Here is a 15,695-nt window from a genome sequence, read left to right as displayed (position 1 = left end):
CCCCGAGCGAGCGCATTTGGGTATAGACTACTGGCTAAATTTACAGTTGCTGCGACACCGCGAGGTCCCTCATGTCCGAGTTCCAGCTCGTCACCCGTTTCCAGCCGGCCGGCGATCAGCCCGAAGCCATTCGCCAGATGGTCGAAGGCATCGAGGCGGGGCTTTCGCACCAGACGCTGCTCGGCGTGACCGGCTCGGGCAAAACCTTCAGCATCGCCAACGTCATCCAGCAGGTGCAGCGCCCGACCCTGGTGCTGGCGCCGAACAAGACTCTGGCGGCGCAGCTGTATGGCGAGTTCAAGGCGTTCTTCCCGAACAACGCGGTCGAGTATTTCGTTTCCTACTACGACTACTACCAGCCCGAAGCCTATGTGCCCTCGTCCGATACCTTCATCGAGAAAGATGCGTCGATCAACGACCACATCGAGCAGATGCGCCTGTCGGCGACCAAGGCCTTGCTGGAGCGGCGAGACGCGATCATCGTCACCACCGTGTCGTGCATCTATGGCCTGGGCAGCCCCGAGACCTACCTGAAGATGGTCCTGCACGTGGACCGCGGCGACAAACTCGACCAGCGCGCCCTGCTGCGCCGCCTGGCTGACTTGCAGTACACCCGCAACGAGATGGATTTCGCCCGCGCCACCTTCCGCGTGCGCGGCGACGTGATCGACGTGTTCCCGGCCGAATCCGACCTTGAAGCCATCCGCATCGAGCTGTTCGATGATGAAGTGGAAAACATCGCTGCCTTCGACCCGCTCACGGGGGAGGTCTTCCACAAGCTGCCGCGCTTCACGTTCTACCCCAAGAGCCACTACGTGACCCCGCGCGAGACGCTGCTCGACGCCGTCGAAGGCATCAAGGAAGAGCTCAAGGACCGGCTCGAATACCTGCATAAGGGCAACAAGCTGGTGGAGGCGCAGCGGCTGGAGCAGCGCACCCGTTTCGACCTGGAGATGATCCTGGAGCTGGGTTACTGCAACGGTATCGAAAACTACTCGCGCTATCTGTCCGGGCGCCCCTCCGGCGCGCCGCCACCCACCCTTTACGACTACCTGCCCGCGGATGCGCTGCTGGTGATCGACGAGTCGCACGTCAGCGTCCCCCAGGTTGGCGCCATGTACAAGGGCGACCGCTCGCGCAAGGAAACCTTGGTGGAATACGGCTTCCGCCTGCCTTCGGCGCTGGATAACCGGCCCATGCGCTTCGATGAATGGGAGTCGGTCAGCCCGCAGACCATTTTCGTTTCCGCAACCCCCGGTCCCTACGAGGCCGAACATGCCGGCCGCGTGGTTGAGCAGGTGGTGCGGCCTACCGGCCTGGTCGACCCGCAAGTGGAGATACGCCCGGCGTTGACCCAGGTCGACGACCTGCTGTCGGAGATCCGCAAGCGTGTCGATGCGGGCGAGCGGGTGCTGGCGACAACGCTGACCAAGCGCATGGCCGAGGACCTCAGTGATTACCTGGCCGACCACGACGTGCGGGTGCGTTACCTGCACTCGGACATCGACACGGTCGAACGGGTGGAAATCATCCGCGACCTGCGCTTGGGCACCTTCGATGTGCTGGTGGGCATCAACCTGCTGCGTGAGGGGTTGGACATGCCGGAGGTGTCGCTGGTGGCTATTCTCGATGCCGACAAGGAAGGCTTCCTGCGTTCCGAGCGGTCACTGATCCAGACCATTGGCCGGGCCGCGCGTAACCTCAATGGTCGCGCCATCCTGTACGCCGACCAGATGACCGGCTCCATGCAGCGGGCCATCGACGAGACCGAGCGGCGCCGGGAGAAGCAGATTGCCTTCAACCTGGCCAACGGTATCGTGCCCAAGGGCGTGGTCAAGGACATCACCGACATCATGGAAGGCGCTACCGTACCTGGCTCGCGCAGCAAGAAGCGCAAGGGTATGGCCAAGGCCGCGGAGGAGAGCGCCCGCTACGAAGCCGAGCTGCGCACGCCGGGCGAGATCACCAAGCGTATCAAGCAGCTGGAAGAGAAGATGATGCAGTTTGCCCGGGACCTGGAGTTCGAGGCGGCAGCGCAAATGCGCGACGAGATTACCCAGTTGCGGGAGCGGCTGATCACCAGCTGATCCTTTGCTCCCGGTTAGGCCTCTTCGCGGGGCAAGCCCGCTCCCACAGGTACCTCACTGCCCTTGTGAAAGTGAGGTGTCTGTGGGAGCGGGCTTGTCTCAGGATGAACGCAGCTCTCAAAGTCAGTAGGCATTTGTGGGAGCGGGCTTGCCCCGCGAAGAGGCCGGCACAGGCAACAAACAAATCAGCTCAATGAGCCTCCCCAGCCTTCAACCCCTCCGGCAGCTTGCGCGTCAACAGCACCGCCACCATGCTCACCGCCAAGCCGATGCCGACAAAGTGGAAGGCATCGTTGTACGCCATGATTTGCGCCTGCTGATGGGTGATCTCACTCAGCTTGCCAAGTGCCGCCGTCTCACTGCCCAGTCGCTCCGCCAGTTGCGCCAAGCGCTCTGCCACCTGTGGGTTGCTGGGCACCACCGATTCGCGCAGGTAGTCGAAGTACACCTTGGTCCGCGCATCCAGCAAGGTGGCCAGCAAGGCAATGCCAATCGCCCCACCCAGGTTGCGCAGAATGTTGAACAGGCTCGATGCCGACCCGGCATCTTGTTGCTGGATATAGGCCGTGGCAATCAACGAAATGGTCACCATGATCATCGGTTGCCCCAGTGCCCGAATGATCTGGATGTGGTTGAACTGCGGCCCCGCAAAGTCCGGGTTAAGTACCCCCGAGCCAAAGCTGGCGGCCCCGAACAGGCAGAAGCCTAATGCGCACAGTATTTTCGGCGAGACCACTTTCATCAGCTGGGGCACCAGCGGAATCAGAAACAGCTGCGGTACCCCCATCCACATGATCACCTCGCCGATCTGCAGGGCGTTGTAGCCCTGGATCTGCGCCAGGTACAGCGGCAACAAATAGATTGAGCCATACAGCCCGACCCCCATGCCCAGGCTGGCAATACTCGACAGCCCAAAGTTGCGGTTGCCGAGGATGCGCAGGTTGATCAAAGGGTGCGGCTTGGAAAACTGCAGGATGACAAAGGTAATCAGGCTGATCAGGGCGACGGTGCCCAGGCTGACGATCAGGTTCGATTCCAGCCAATCCTTGCGATGGCCTTCCTCGAGAAAGACCTGCAGGCAGCCCAGCCCCAGGCCGAGCGTGACGATGCCGGCATAGTCGGTGCTCTTCAGCAGCTCCCAATGCGCCTCTTTTTTCTCCAGCCCGTACAGCAGCCCAGCGATCATCACCAAGCCTGGCGGGATGTTGATGTAGAAGATGTACTCCCAGCCCCAGTTCTCGGTCAGCCACCCACCCAGGGTCGGGCCGATCGAGGGCGCGAAGGTGGCCGTCATGGCGAACATGGCCATGCCCTTGGCACGGTGGTGCTCGGGTAGCTTGATCAGGGTCAGGGTGAAGGCCAGGGGGATCAGCGCGCCACCGGTAAAGCCCTGCAGGGCACGGAACATGATCATGCTCTCCAGGTTCCAGGCCATGGAGCAGAGCAGGGACGACAGCAAAAAACCGGCCGAAACCCACACCGCCAGGCGCCGGGCGGACAGCAACTGCACCAGCCAGGCGGTCAGCGGGATCATGATGATTTCCGCCACCAGGTAGGAGGTGGAGATCCACGAGCCTTCTTCCAGGGTCGCGGAAAGCGCGCCCTGGATGTCCTTCAGCGACGAGTTGGTGATCTGGATGTCGAGCACGGCCATGAAGGCGCCGAGCATCACGCTCATCACCGCAATCCAGTCGCGCCGGGTGGGCTCGGCAGTGGGCCGGAGCAACTGATCACCGGCCATTGCGGCCTTCATCCTCGGTGCGGATATCGACAGTGGCGGTGACCGACATGCCGGGGCGGATGCGGCCATGCAGCGGGTTGTCGGCGCTGAAGGTCAGCTTCACCGGGATGCGCTGCACCACCTTGGTGAAGTTACCGGTGGCGTTGTCCGGTGGCAGCAGGCTGAACTGGGCGCCGGAAGCTGCGAACAGGCTGTTGACCCGGGCTTCGATGGGGGTGTCTGGGTAGCTGTCGAACAGCAATTCGGCGCGCTGCCCTGGTTGCATGTGGCCAATCTGGGTTTCCTTGAAGTTGGCCTGCACCCAGATGTCTTCGTCGGGCACGATTGACAGCAGATAGGCGCCAGCCTGTACCACCTGACCGTTGCGTGCGTTGCGTTGGCCGATGGTGCCGCTGATCGGGGCGCGGATCTCGCAGCGGGTCAGGTTCAATTCGGCCTGGGCAAGGTCGGCACGGGCATTGGCGATCTGCGCATCAAGGCGTTTGAGCTCGGCAGTCAGGGCATTGACCTGCTGGCGCTGGCTTTGCAGGTCGGCGCGGGCCTTGTCGACTTGGGAGCTGGCGACATGGCTTTCTGCCGAAAGGGTAGTCACCCGCTCCTCGGACACGAAGCCAGGCTTACGCAGGGCTTCTGCGCGGTTGAGGTCCAGGCGTGAGCGGTTGAGCGTGGCCTGGTTGGCGGCGACCTGGGCCTGGCCCGCAGCGATCAAGCTGCCTTGTTGCGTCAGGCGGCTTTCAGCTTGCACGTGTTCCGCTTCACGGGTTGCCAGGGCGGCTCGGGCGCGCTCGACGGCGAGTTGGAAATCGGCGGCTTCCAGGCGTACCAGCAGTTCGCCTTTGACCACGTGCTGGTTGTCCTGCACCCGTACATCTTCGATACGGGCGCCAAGTTGGCTGGAAATACGGGTGATTTCGCCCTGAACGTAAGCGTTGTCGGTGCTTTCGTAAAAGCGCCCCTTGAAGTACCAGTGGGCCAGAAAGGCGAGGGCGATGGCCGCAACCACGACAAAGAAGATCAGCAGGCGGCGTTTGAGTTGAGCAGGCATGAGGACTATGGTTCCAGAAATGTAAACAAATTTAACAGCGACGGACGGCAATTCGACAAGTGTCGTTCGCGCCATTGCTGGAGCCGGGTGCCTGCTCCCTGCTAACATCCCGCCTTTGTTTCATCTTTCGTTCGAGACCTTCCATGACCACCGTACGCACGCGTATCGCGCCATCGCCCACGGGCGACCCCCATGTCGGCACCGCCTACATCGCTCTGTTCAACTACTGCTTTGCCAAGCAGCACGGCGGTGAGTTCATCCTGCGCATCGAAGATACCGACCAACTGCGCTCCACCCGCGAGTCGGAACAGCAGATCTTCGACGCCTTGCGCTGGCTTGGCATCGAGTGGAACGAAGGCCCGGACGTCGGTGGCCCGCACGGCCCTTACCGGCAGAGCGAGCGTGGCGAGATCTACGCCAAATACGCCAAGCAACTGGTCGATGCCGGCCATGCGTTCTACTGCTTCTGCACCGCTGAAGAGCTGGAGCAGATGCGCGCCGAGCAAATGGCCCGTGGCGAGACCCCGCGTTACGACGGCCGTGCCCTGTTGCTGAGCGCTGAAGAAGTGCAACGCCGCCTGGACGCCGGCGAGCCCCACGTGATCCGCATGAAGGTACCGAGCGAAGGCATCTGCGTGGTGCCGGACATGCTGCGCGGTGACGTCGAAATCCCATGGGACCGCATGGACATGCAGGTGCTGATGAAGAACGACGGCCTGCCGACCTACTTCCTGGCCAACGTGGTCGACGACCACCTGATGGGCATCACTCACGTCCTGCGGGGTGAAGAGTGGCTGCCGTCGGCGCCCAAGCTGATCAAGCTTTACGAGTACTTCGGCTGGGAGCAGCCCAAGCTGTGCTACATGCCGCTGCTGCGTAACCCGGACAAGTCCAAGCTGTCCAAGCGCAAGAACCCGACCTCGGTCACCTTCTACGAGCGCATGGGCTTCATGCCCGAGGCGATGCTCAACTACCTCGGCCGCATGGGCTGGTCGATGCCGGACGAGCGCGAGAAGTTCTCCCTGGCCGAAATGGTCGAGCACTTCGACCTGTCGCGCATCTCCCTGGGCGGGCCGATTTTCGACATCGAAAAACTGTCCTGGCTCAACGGCCAGTGGCTGCGCGAGCTGCCGGTCGAACAGTTCGCCGCGCGCTTGCAGAAATGGGCGTTCAACAGCGACTACATGATGAAGATCGCCCCGCATGTTCAAGGCCGGGTCGAGACCTTCAGCCAGGTTGCGCCGCTGGGTGGCTTCTTCTTCGAGGGCGCGCTGAAGCTCGATGCCAAGCTGTTCGAGAGCAAGAAGCTGTCGGCTGATCAGGTGCGCCAGGTCATCCAGTTGATCCTGTGGAAGCTCGAAAGCCTGCGCCAGTGGGAAAAAGACCGCATCACCGGTTGCATCCAGGCCGTGGTCGAATCGCTGGAGCTGAAACTGCGTGACGCCATGCCGCTGATGTTCGCCGCCATTACTGGCCAGGCCAGCTCGGTGTCGGTGCTCGATGCCATGGAAATCCTCGGCCCGGACCTGACCCGCTACCGCTTGCGCCAGGCTCTGGACTTGCTGGGTGGTGTGTCGAAAAAAGAAAACAAAGAGTGGGAAAAGCTGCTGGCGAACATCGCCTGACACAGCAGCCCGTAGTGATGTAGGCGCAGCCTTGTGCTGCGAAGACGTCGGTACAGACGCCAGCAATGTAGCTAGTGTGTACCGGCCTCTTCGCAGCACAAGGCTGCTCCTGCAAGGGGCAGGGCGGTAAGTGATTGTTATCTGTGAAAAAACTTTTGAATATTTTCAAAAATTCGTTTGACAGCCGTGCAATCCGATCTTAATATGCGCCCCGTCCACAGCGATGAGCTAAACGAAACGCCAGGCACCCAGCCAGCGATTCTGCTCAGAGCGACATAGTGGGGCTATAGCTCAGCTGGGAGAGCGCCTGCATGGCATGCAGGAGGTCAGCGGTTCGATCCCGCTTAGCTCCACCAAATTCCGCTTACCAGCCACGGCTGATAAGCAAGACCGGGTCCAGCAACCGGGTCTTGAAGGTAAGAAGGTTCGTCCCCTTCGTCTAGTGGCCTAGGACACCGCCCTTTCACGGCGGTAACAGGGGTTCGAGTCCCCTAGGGGACGCCAGTTTTACACAAGCGATGTTTCACGATGTCGCTGGGCCGCGAGGCTAAAAATCTGGGGCTATAGCTCAGCTGGGAGAGCGCCTGCATGGCATGCAGGAGGTCAGCGGTTCGATCCCGCTTAGCTCCACCAATTTGCCGCGGTACGTGAAAACGGACCGGCACGAAGGTTACGTCCCCTTCGTCTAGTGGCCTAGGACACCGCCCTTTCACGGCGGTAACAGGGGTTCGAGTCCCCTAGGGGACGCCACTTTTACCCGCGTTTTGCGGGGCTTAAAGAGGCTCATTCGTCTATTGGATGAGCCTTTTGTTTTCGGGGCTATAGCTCAGCTGGGAGAGCGCCTGCATGGCATGCAGGAGGTCAGCGGTTCGATCCCGCTTAGCTCCACCAATTTTGCCGCGGTTTGTGAAAACGAACCGGCACGAAGGTTACGTCCCCTTCGTCTAGTGGCCTAGGACACCGCCCTTTCACGGCGGTAACAGGGGTTCGAGTCCCCTAGGGGACGCCATGTTTACCCGCGTTTTGCGGGACTTTAAAGGCTCATTCGCTTATTGAATGGGCCTTTTGTTTTTCTCCCTTTCCCATTTTTTCGGGCACCGACAGGTGGTCGCTAATTTCGCTTGCCAAAAAATATGATGCTTATAATATTACAAGCATCATATTCGAGGTGGCCATGAACGACAAAAAGAGCAAAACCCGCGAGCGGATTCTCGAAGCTGCGCGCAGCGCCTTGATCCAGCACGGGCCGGCTGAACCGAGCGTCAGCCAGGTCATGGGGGCTGCAGGCCTGACGGTAGGGGGGTTCTATGCCCATTTCGAGAGCAAGGACGAACTCATGCTGGAGGCGTTTCGCCAGTTATTGGGCGAACGTCGGGACTTGCTGGCGCAGGTCGACCCCAGCCTGGATGGCGAGGCGCGCCGGGCGTTGGTGACGGCGTTCTACCTTTCGCGCAAGCACCGCGACGCGCAAGTGCATGCCTGCCCGCTGCCCAACGCCCTGGGCGAAATGCAGCGCCTGCCAGAGGTGTTCCGCGAGGTGCTGGCCGAGCACATCGAGCTGATGACCGCGAAAATGGTCGACCGCCCCGAAGACATCGACAAAGCGCTGGCCGACCTGGCGCTGATGGTCGGTGGCCTGGCCCTGGCGCGCGCCTTGGGCACGAGCGAACTTTCTGACCGTGTATTGCGTGCCGCCAAGTCGGCGGTGATCTGAATAACCACAATGCTGGAGCAAGGCGATGACTACCCTGAGCTGGATTCGTGGCGTCAATGGCACCCTGGGCCACCTGGCCCCTGAGCATGTGGCCGGCAAGATGCGCCGCGCATTCATGACCCCACGTACATTGCCCCCAAAAGCGTGGGAGTTGCCGCTGCTGGCCAAGGCCGAGCGCATCACCCTGCGCTTCGGGCTGTCGGCGTTGCGTTGGGGCAAGGGGCCGACAGTATTGCTGATGCACGGGTGGGAAGGGCGCCCCACCCAGTTTGCCGCGTTGATCGAGGCCCTGGTCCAGGCCGGGCATACAGTGGTGTCGTTGGAGGGGCCGGCACATGGTCGCTCTCCAGGCCATCAAGCTCACGTGGTGTTGTTCGCCCGCGCACTGCTGGAAGCGGCTGCCGAGTTGCCGCCGTTGCGCGCGGTGATAGGCCACTCCATGGGCGGAGCCAGTGTGTTGCTGGCGTTGCAGATGGGGCTGCGCGCGGAGGCGGCAGTGAGCATCGCTGCACCCGCCCGGTTGCTCGGCGTGTTGCGCGGCTTCGCGCATCGCCTGGGGTTGCCGGCGCGCGCACGGGCCGCATTCATACGCCAGGTGGAGCGGGATGTGGGGATGCAGATCACGCGCCTGGATGTCAGTGGTTACCAGCTGGAACTGCCAGGCTTGGTGGTACATGCGGCTGACGATGGCCTGGTGGCTGCCGATGAGGCCCATATCATTCACAAGGCCTGGTTCGACAGCCGCTTGCTGCTGCTGGAGGAGGGCGGGCACCAGCGGGTGCTGGCCGACCCGCGCCTGGGCGAGGCGGTGCTCGAATTGCTTGCACGGGCCAGCGCGCCGGCCCGGCAAACGGCCTGAGCATCCGTTACACTGGCTTTCAGTTGTGTTTTTGTTATTAGGAGCGTGCATGAGCTGGGACTTGGCAACACCCTTCATCATCGACCTGCGTGTCGGCAGCGAGGACATCGACGGCCTCGGCCACGCCAACAATGCCACCTATGTCACGTGGCTCGAACGCTGCGCCTGGCGCCACTCTCAGCGCCTTGGCCTGGACCTCGCCGAGTACCGCCGCCTGGACCGGGCCATGGCGGTGGTGCGCCACGAAATCGACTACCTGGCGGCCGGCTACGAAGACGACGAACTGCAACTGGCGACCTGGATCATCGACTGGGACCAGCGCCTGCGCATGACCCGCCGCTTCCAGCTCAAGCGCCCGCGTGATGGCGTGACCCTGTTGCGGGCGCAGACCACCTTCGCCTGTATCGAATTGTCCAGCGGCAAGCCCAAGCGCATGCCTGCAGCGTTCATCGAGGGGTACGGCCAAGCGCTGATCGGTGCCTGAAGGGCTGTGGTTTTTTGTTAGACTGCCGCCTTTTCCCGCCGAGACCCACACATGCAAATTGCCCTGGCCCCCATGGAGGGGCTGGTCGACAACATCCTGCGCGACGTCCTGACCCGAGTGGGTGGCATCGATTGGTGCGTCACCGAGTTCATCCGCGTGTGCGACCGCCTGCTGCCGCCATCCTCGTTTGACAAGCTGGCGCCTGAATTGCGCCAAGGCGCGCGGACCGCGGCCGGGGTGCCGATGCGTGTGCAACTGCTGGGCTCCGACCCGGTCTGCCTGGCCGAGAACGCAGCGCTGGCCTGTGAGCTGGGCGCACCGGTAATCGACCTGAACTTCGGTTGCCCAGCCAAGACCGTGAACAAGTCGCGCGGCGGCGCGGTGCTGCTCAAAGAGCCAGAACTGCTGCACGCCATCGTCCGCGAAGTGCGCCGTGCGGTCCCGGCGCATATCCCGGTGACGGCGAAGATGCGCCTGGGCTTCGACAGCCCCGATGGCGCGCTGGACTGCGCCACGGCCCTGGCCGAAGGCGGTTCGGCGCATCTGGTGGTGCACGCCCGCACCAAGGTCGAGGGCTACAAGCCGCCCGCTCACTGGGAGTGGGTGGCGCGGGTGCAGGATGTGGTCAAGGTGCCGGTGTTCGCCAATGGCGAAATCTGGACCGTGGACGACTGGCGCCGCTGCCGTGAGGTCAGTGGTGCCGAACACATCATGTTGGGGCGTGGGCTGGTGTCGCGGCCCGACCTGGGCGTACAGATTGCCGCTGCCCGCGAGGGGCGCGACTACCAGCCGATGAGCTGGGACGACCTGCTACCGCTGCTGCGCGAGTTCTGGCGCCAGGCCCAGGCCAAGCTGTCGCCGCGCTATGCGCCGGGGCGGATGAAGCAATGGCTGGCGATGCTGACCCGCAGCTACCCGGAGGCGGTCGTGCTGTTTGCCGAATTGCGTCGCGAAGATGATTGCGCGCGGATCAGCCGGTTGTTGGGGGTTGAGGTGCAGGCATTCGAGGCGTGTGTTGCCTGATCACGAGGAATCGCCCGATTCACGGTAGGAGCAGCTTTGTGCTGCGAAGCGGCCGGCGACCCCAGTGACTTCTCGCTGCGAGCACTGGCCCCTTCGCAGCGCAAGGCTGCTTCTACACCGGTTGTGTTGGAACGCAAACCCGCTCAAAAAATTTTCGTGGTCCCTCTTGAAAGCCATTTCACCGACCTTATCTTTTGAGTACGCGATGCCGAACTCGGGTCGCGCAGTGACTTACTTGCTGAATCTCAGGAGTTTATGACCATGACCACCGCTTTCTCTCTCGCTCCACTGTTCCGTCATTCCGTTGGCTTCGACCGTTTCAACGACCTGTTCGAATCCGCGGCACGTAACGAGGCCGGTAGCAGCTACCCGCCCTACAACGTGGAAAAACATGGCGAAGACCACTACCGCATCGTGGTTGCCGCAGCCGGTTTCCAGGAGCAGGACCTCGACCTGCAAGTCGAAAAAGGTGTCCTGACCGTCTCCGGTGGCAAGCGCGACAACAGCGCCGCAGAAGTGACCTACCTGCATCAGGGCATCGCCCAGCGCGCCTTCAAGCTGTCGTTCCGCCTGGCCGACCACATCGAGGTCAAGGCTGCGGGCCTGGCCAATGGTTTGCTCAGCATCGATCTGCTGCGCATCGTGCCTGAAGAAGCCAAGGCCAAACGCATCCCGATCAATGGCGACAAGCCAGCGCTGAACTGAGTGTAAGGCTGTGACAAAAAGGGCACCTTCGGGTGCCCTTTTTTGCGTGCGGGCAGTCAGTAATCCGCAGGCGCTTCCAGCAGCATCTGCCGGAATTCCTGCAACGGCAGCGGCCGGCTGTGCAGATACCCTTGATACAAATGGCAGCCCAGTTTCTCCAGAAACTCCAGTTGCTCGGTCAGCTCCACCCCTTCGGCAATTACCGCCAGGTCCAGGCTGTGGGCCATGGCGACGATGGCGCGGACGATCTCGGCGTCGTTAGGGTCTATCGGTGCGTCGCGCACGAACGTCTGGTCGATCTTCAGTGCATCCACCGGCAAGCGCTTGAGGTAGGTCAGTGACGAATAGCCCGTGCCGAAGTCGTCCATGGCAAAACTTACCCCGTAACGCTTCAGCTCGCGCATCTTGCTGATGGTGTCTTCCAGGTTCTGGATGACGATGCCTTCGGTGATTTCCAGCTTCAGCATCCGCCGTGGCAAGCGGTAGTCGTCCAGGCTGCGCAGCACCCGCCCGACGAAATCGTTTTGGCGGAACTGCCGCGGGCTGATGTTTACGCACAGGCTAAAATCATCGGCGTCGATCAACCCGTCCATAAGCATGCGCGCGCAGGCGTCGCAGGCTTCGTCGAGGATCCAGCTGCCTACTTCGAGGATCAGGCCGCTTTCTTCCAGTACCTGAATGAACTGTGCCGGTGGCTGCTGTCCGAGCTGCGGGTGGTGCCAGCGCAGCAGCACTTCGGCACCGACGATACGGTTGTCGCGGGCATCCACCTGGGGCTGGAAGTGCAAGGCCAGCTCACCCCGTGCGAGCGCCAGGCGCAGGTCGTTTTCCATGCGCAGGCGCTCGCTGGCAGCCTTTTGCATGGTGGTGTGGAACAACTGGGTGGTATTGCGCCCGGAATCTTTGGCCCGGTACAGGGCGATATCGGCACGCTTGAGCAGGTCGGCAGGGGTAGTGCCGTGGTCGGGGATCAGCGCCACGCCGATGCTGGGGGTTACCTGCAGGCGCTGGCCATCCAGCGACATCGGTTCGGCCAGCAGTTCGCGCAGGGTATCGGCCAGCTCGCGCACTTTGCTTTCGACCTGTTCGCGGCTGCCTTCCAGGCCGCTGAGCAGCACCACGAATTCATCGCCCCCCAGCCGCGCCACGGTGTCTTCCAGGCGCACGCTGGCCTCCAGGCGCGCGGTGATGATCTTCAGTACCGTATCGCCTACCGGGTGGCCCAAGGAATCGTTGATGTGCTTGAAGTGGTCGAGGTCAAGGAACAGCAGCGCGCCACGCAGGTTGTGGCGCTTGAGCAGGGCGATCTGCTGGCTCAGGCGGTCCATCAGCAGGGCGCGGTTGGGCAGGTTGGTCAGCGGGTCGTGGTACGCCAGGTGGCGGATCTGCGCCTGGGCATTTTTCAGTTGGCTGACATCGCGGGCGGTCAGCAGCAGGCAGTCGGTCTCGTTGAGGGTGATCGGTTCCACCGACACTTCGACGGTGAGGATATCGCCGCGCTTATTGCGCCCGAGCATCTCCCGATGGTGCACCCGGCCACGCTCTTTGAGCTCGGCGAGCAGGGCGCTGCGCTGCTTGTCATCGGCCCAGATGCCCAGTTCATACACGCTGCGCCCGACCACTTCTGCCGCGCTGTAGCCGGTGAGCCGGCAGAAACCGTCGTTGATTTCCAGGTAGCGGCCGCTGTAGCGCTCGGTGATGGTGATGGCATCAGGGCTTGAGTGGAAGGCCTTGGCGAACTTCTCTTCGCTGGATTTCAGCGCCGCCTCGGCCCGTTGCTGCTGGGTAATGTCGCGCAGGGTGGTGACGCTGCAGGGTTGGTCATCGACGCTGATCAGGCAGCTGGATATCACGCAGGTCAAGGGCGCGCCGTTGCGATGGTTGACCACCACCGCCACGTTGCTCAAGGCCTGTTCGCGGATCACCCGCTCGATGCGTTGCGCACGTTCGATGGACTCAGCCCACAGGCCGATTTCCTCGGCGGTGCGGCCGATCACCTGGTCGGCGCTCCAGCCGAACGTCTGGGTAAAGGCCGGGTTGATCTCGATGAACTGGCCGGTGTCCTGGCGGGTCACGCAGATGGGGTCAGGGCTGACCTGGAACAGGCTGGCGAATTTTTCTTCCGAGGCGCTGAGGCGTTGCTCGCGCTCGACCTGGTCGGTGATGTCCAGCAGGGTGCCGGCCATGCGCAAGGGGTTGCCTTGGTCGTCCCGGTACAGCCGTGCGCGGCTTTCGATATAGCGTGACGCGCCGTTCTCCAGCTGCACGCGGTAAGTGATCTGGTAATTGCCCGCAGGCCCTTCGCGCAGGCTGCGGTAGGCCTGGCGCATGACATTGCGCTCTTCCTCCGGTACGCCCTCGAAGAAGGCATCGAACGATTCGTGGAAGGGGATCGGGTCCAGCCCGTGCAGTTGCGCGGCACGGGCCGAGCCATAGAGCATGCCGCTGGGGATGTGCCAGTCCCAGGTGCCCAGCTGGGCTGAGTCCAGGGCCAGGTCGAGGCGTTCCTGGCTGTCCTTGAGGGCCTGTTCGGCACGCTTGCGTTCGGTAGTGTCGACGAAGGTGCTGAGCAAAAACGTCACCCCCTCCAGTTCGATGGCCTGGGTGCAGAGGATGCCGTCGTGCACCTTGTCATTGCTGGCCCGGAACTGCACTTCCATGATCAGTGGGCCACCGCTGGCGCGGGTAGCGTCCAGCAGTTGCGGGCGCTGCTCGGGGTGCACCCACAGACCCAGCTCCAGGCTGGTCTTGCCGATCACCTGGCTGCCTGGCCAGCCGAACATGTCTTCGAAATGCTGGTTGACCTCGAAGATCATGCCGTCGTGGCGGCGGGTCAGGAGGATGGCATTGGGGCTCAGGTGGAACAGCGTGGCAAAGCGTTTTTCCGAGTTGATCAGCGCCGTTTCGCGCTCGCGCTGGCGGGTTATCTCACGGATGACCCCGATCATCTGCGGTCGGCCGTGGCGGTCGTGGGTCAGGCTGCCGTTGATCTCAAGCCAGTGCAGGCTGCCATCCGGCCAGCGGATGCGGTGGCGCATGGCTTGCTCCACGGGTTCGCCGTTGACCACTGCCTGGAACAGCTGGCGGGTGCGTGCGCGGTCTTCTTCGGGCAGCAGGTCGAGGTAGTCGATGTCGTTGGGCAGCGGGCGTAGCGGGTCGAAACCGAACAGCGCCTGGGTACCGCGTGACCAGCTGACCCGGCCGGTTTCGATGTCCCACAGCCAGGCCCCCAGGCGGGCGCCGTTGAGCGCGGCGAGCAGTTGCGGGGCGTTTTGCCAGGCCTGTTCGGATTCCTGTGGGTCGGCCGCAGGAATGCGCGGCAGGCGCGGAAAGCGGTTTGCTGATTTGGGCATTGGTACCAGACCTTTGGCGTTTGACGCGTCCTTGAGTTGGAAATGCCGTACTGACGACCGGTCAGGCGGACCCTGCATGGCTGTCGAGCAGGGCCATGAAGGCCCTCGCCGCATTCGATAGCGTTCGCTCCGTGTGCAGAATGTAGCCTAGCTGGCGCGACAGCTGTATGCCGGGTAAAGCGATGGGTGCAACCTGATCATCGAGCATGGTGCGCGGCAGCACGCTCCAGGCCAGGCCGATGGAAACCATCATCTTGATGGTTTCCAGGTAGTTGGTGCTCATGGCGATGTTCGGCGTCAGGCCCTGGCTTTCGAACAGCCGCTGGACGATGTGGTGTGTAAAGGTATTACCACCGGGGAAGACTGCCGGGTGGCGCGCGACATCGGCCAGGCTGACCGCATGGTTGTTGGCCAGCGGGTGTTCCGGGGCCGCCACGAAGTCCAGCGCGTCGTCCCACACCGGGATCGCCTTGATCAGGTGGTGGGGCTCTGGTGCCAGGGTGATAACGGCAATTTCAGCGCGGCCATGGAGTATCTCGTCGTAGGCAGCTTCTGAGTCCATGAACTGAATATCCAACGCCACCGAAGGGTACTGCCGGGTAAAGGCCCGTAAAAGCGGGGGCAAGCGGTGCAAGCCGATATGGTGGCTGGTGGCCAGGGTCAACCGACCACTCACTTCCCCCGTCAAATTGGTCAGCGCGCGTCGGGTATCATCAAGCACATTGAGAATTTGATAGGCCCGTGGCAACAGCGCCCGCCCGGCCTCGGTCAGGGTCACTTCACGACCCAAGCGGTCGAACAGGCGCACATCCAATTGCTGCTCAAGCCCGGCGATGCGTTTGCTGATGGCGGGCTGGGTCAGGTGCAAGCGTTCGCCGGCCCCCGAGAAGCTGCCGGTCTCGGCAATGGCGATAAAAGCGCTGAGGTTGGCCAGATCCATCTTTCAGATTCCTGGTGGTTATGCAAAGCATAAAAATTATGAATTTGAGTTATTCAATCTATCGCCATAGCATCGTCCGTACAAGCCAAGGGGTCTTTGGCATAGAAAGACGCTGATGA

At 62.3% G+C, this 15,695-nt stretch carries 11 protein-coding genes and 6 tRNA genes; 13 read left to right on the top strand and 4 right to left on the bottom strand.

Features of this window, described 5'->3' with window-relative positions; translation table 11 throughout:
- Positions 1-71 precede the first annotated feature (71 nt).
- On the top strand, positions 72-2,087 hold the full coding sequence (gene uvrB / locus AC5PZ0_RS14455; RefSeq protein WP_493855238.1) for an excinuclease ABC subunit UvrB: 2,016 nt from the start codon (positions 72-74) through the stop codon (positions 2,085-2,087).
- 190 nt (positions 2,088-2,277) lie between these two features.
- Here uvrB and AC5PZ0_RS14450 read toward each other — a convergent pair whose 3' ends face one another.
- Both AC5PZ0_RS14450 and AC5PZ0_RS14445 read right to left on the bottom strand, forming a co-directional pair.
- Positions 2,278-3,828 carry an MDR family MFS transporter gene (locus AC5PZ0_RS14450; protein ID WP_027596094.1) on the bottom strand — a complete coding sequence of 517 codons (1,551 nt, stop codon included), beginning with the start codon at positions 3,826-3,828 and terminating at the stop codon, positions 2,278-2,280.
- On the bottom strand, positions 3,818-4,873 hold the full coding sequence (locus AC5PZ0_RS14445) for an HlyD family secretion protein (RefSeq protein ID WP_186682014.1): 1,056 nt from the start codon (positions 4,871-4,873) through the stop codon (positions 3,818-3,820). Before AC5PZ0_RS14445 ends, AC5PZ0_RS14450 begins: the two co-directional genes overlap by 11 nt.
- Positions 4,874-5,016: 143 nt before the next feature.
- Between AC5PZ0_RS14445 and gltX the strand changes: the two genes are divergently transcribed.
- From gltX to AC5PZ0_RS14385, 12 genes are all read left to right on the top strand, one after another.
- Positions 5,017-6,498 (top strand): glutamate--tRNA ligase, encoded by a 1,482-nt coding sequence (gene gltX / locus AC5PZ0_RS14440; RefSeq protein WP_027596096.1) that lies wholly within the window; start codon positions 5,017-5,019, stop codon positions 6,496-6,498.
- Between the two features lie 280 nt (positions 6,499-6,778).
- Positions 6,779-6,854, top strand: a tRNA-Ala gene (locus tag AC5PZ0_RS14435).
- A 72-nt stretch (positions 6,855-6,926) separates the two neighbouring features.
- Positions 6,927-7,002: transfer RNA gene (locus AC5PZ0_RS14430), tRNA-Glu, on the top strand.
- A gap of 53 nt (positions 7,003-7,055) precedes the next feature.
- Positions 7,056-7,131 (top strand) — tRNA-Ala (locus tag AC5PZ0_RS14425).
- Between the two features lie 41 nt (positions 7,132-7,172).
- Positions 7,173-7,248 (top strand) — tRNA-Glu (locus tag AC5PZ0_RS14420).
- Positions 7,249-7,313: 65 nt separating this feature from the next.
- Positions 7,314-7,389, top strand: a tRNA-Ala gene (locus AC5PZ0_RS14415).
- A gap of 42 nt (positions 7,390-7,431) precedes the next feature.
- A tRNA-Glu gene (locus tag AC5PZ0_RS14410) sits at positions 7,432-7,507 on the top strand.
- 165 nt (positions 7,508-7,672) lie between these two features.
- The gene (locus AC5PZ0_RS14405; RefSeq protein ID WP_493855237.1) at positions 7,673-8,212 is read left to right on the top strand and encodes a TetR/AcrR family transcriptional regulator; all 540 of its coding nucleotides are present in this window, start codon (positions 7,673-7,675) and stop codon (positions 8,210-8,212) included.
- 25 nt (positions 8,213-8,237) lie between these two features.
- Positions 8,238-9,071, top strand: a complete 834-nt coding sequence (locus AC5PZ0_RS14400) for an alpha/beta hydrolase (RefSeq protein WP_274887375.1) — start codon at positions 8,238-8,240, stop codon at positions 9,069-9,071.
- Between the two features lie 49 nt (positions 9,072-9,120).
- Entirely contained in the window at positions 9,121-9,555 is a 435-nt protein-coding gene (locus tag AC5PZ0_RS14395) for an acyl-CoA thioesterase (RefSeq protein ID WP_027596737.1), read from the top strand.
- Between the two features lie 51 nt (positions 9,556-9,606).
- Positions 9,607-10,578 (top strand): tRNA dihydrouridine synthase, encoded by a 972-nt coding sequence (locus AC5PZ0_RS14390; RefSeq protein ID WP_274887376.1) that lies wholly within the window; start codon positions 9,607-9,609, stop codon positions 10,576-10,578.
- A gap of 261 nt (positions 10,579-10,839) precedes the next feature.
- On the top strand, positions 10,840-11,283 hold the full coding sequence (locus tag AC5PZ0_RS14385; RefSeq protein ID WP_027596735.1) for an Hsp20 family protein: 444 nt from the start codon (positions 10,840-10,842) through the stop codon (positions 11,281-11,283).
- A gap of 56 nt (positions 11,284-11,339) precedes the next feature.
- Here the strand turns inward: AC5PZ0_RS14385 and AC5PZ0_RS14380 are convergent, their stop codons facing one another.
- Entirely contained in the window at positions 11,340-14,636 is a 3,297-nt protein-coding gene (locus tag AC5PZ0_RS14380; protein WP_493855236.1) for a PAS domain S-box protein, read from the bottom strand.
- 61 nt (positions 14,637-14,697) lie between these two features.
- Complete coding sequence (locus AC5PZ0_RS14375) at positions 14,698-15,576, bottom strand: LysR family transcriptional regulator (protein WP_027596733.1); 879 nt, start codon at positions 15,574-15,576, stop codon at positions 14,698-14,700.
- Positions 15,577-15,695: the final 119 nt, after the last annotated feature.

It is taken from the genome of Pseudomonas sp. 5.2 (genome assembly GCF_059025405.1).
Note: the sequence above shows the minus strand (reverse complement) of the source record. Positions and strands in the feature narration are given on the sequence as shown.

What these genes read in the sequence shown, in the direction of transcription:
- AC5PZ0_RS14445 (WP_186682014.1), bottom strand. Translation starts at nt 4,873, where the DNA reads ATGCCTGCTCAACTCAAACGCCGCCTGCTGATCTTCTTTGTCGTGGTT.
- AC5PZ0_RS14385 (WP_027596735.1), top strand. Translation starts at nt 10,840, where the DNA reads ATGACCACCGCTTTCTCTCTCGCTCCACTGTTCCGTCATTCCGTTGGC.
- AC5PZ0_RS14395 (WP_027596737.1), top strand. Translation starts at nt 9,121, where the DNA reads ATGAGCTGGGACTTGGCAACACCCTTCATCATCGACCTGCGTGTCGGC.
- AC5PZ0_RS14400 (WP_274887375.1), top strand. Translation starts at nt 8,238, where the DNA reads ATGACTACCCTGAGCTGGATTCGTGGCGTCAATGGCACCCTGGGCCAC.
- AC5PZ0_RS14375 (WP_027596733.1), bottom strand. Translation starts at nt 15,576, where the DNA reads ATGGATCTGGCCAACCTCAGCGCTTTTATCGCCATTGCCGAGACCGGC.
- AC5PZ0_RS14450 (WP_027596094.1), bottom strand. Translation starts at nt 3,828, where the DNA reads ATGGCCGGTGATCAGTTGCTCCGGCCCACTGCCGAGCCCACCCGGCGC.
- AC5PZ0_RS14380 (WP_493855236.1), bottom strand. Translation starts at nt 14,636, where the DNA reads ATGCCCAAATCAGCAAACCGCTTTCCGCGCCTGCCGCGCATTCCTGCG.
- AC5PZ0_RS14390 (WP_274887376.1), top strand. Translation starts at nt 9,607, where the DNA reads ATGCAAATTGCCCTGGCCCCCATGGAGGGGCTGGTCGACAACATCCTG.
- gltX (WP_027596096.1), top strand. Translation starts at nt 5,017, where the DNA reads ATGACCACCGTACGCACGCGTATCGCGCCATCGCCCACGGGCGACCCC.
- AC5PZ0_RS14405 (WP_493855237.1), top strand. Translation starts at nt 7,673, where the DNA reads ATGAACGACAAAAAGAGCAAAACCCGCGAGCGGATTCTCGAAGCTGCG.
- uvrB (WP_493855238.1), top strand. Translation starts at nt 72, where the DNA reads ATGTCCGAGTTCCAGCTCGTCACCCGTTTCCAGCCGGCCGGCGATCAG.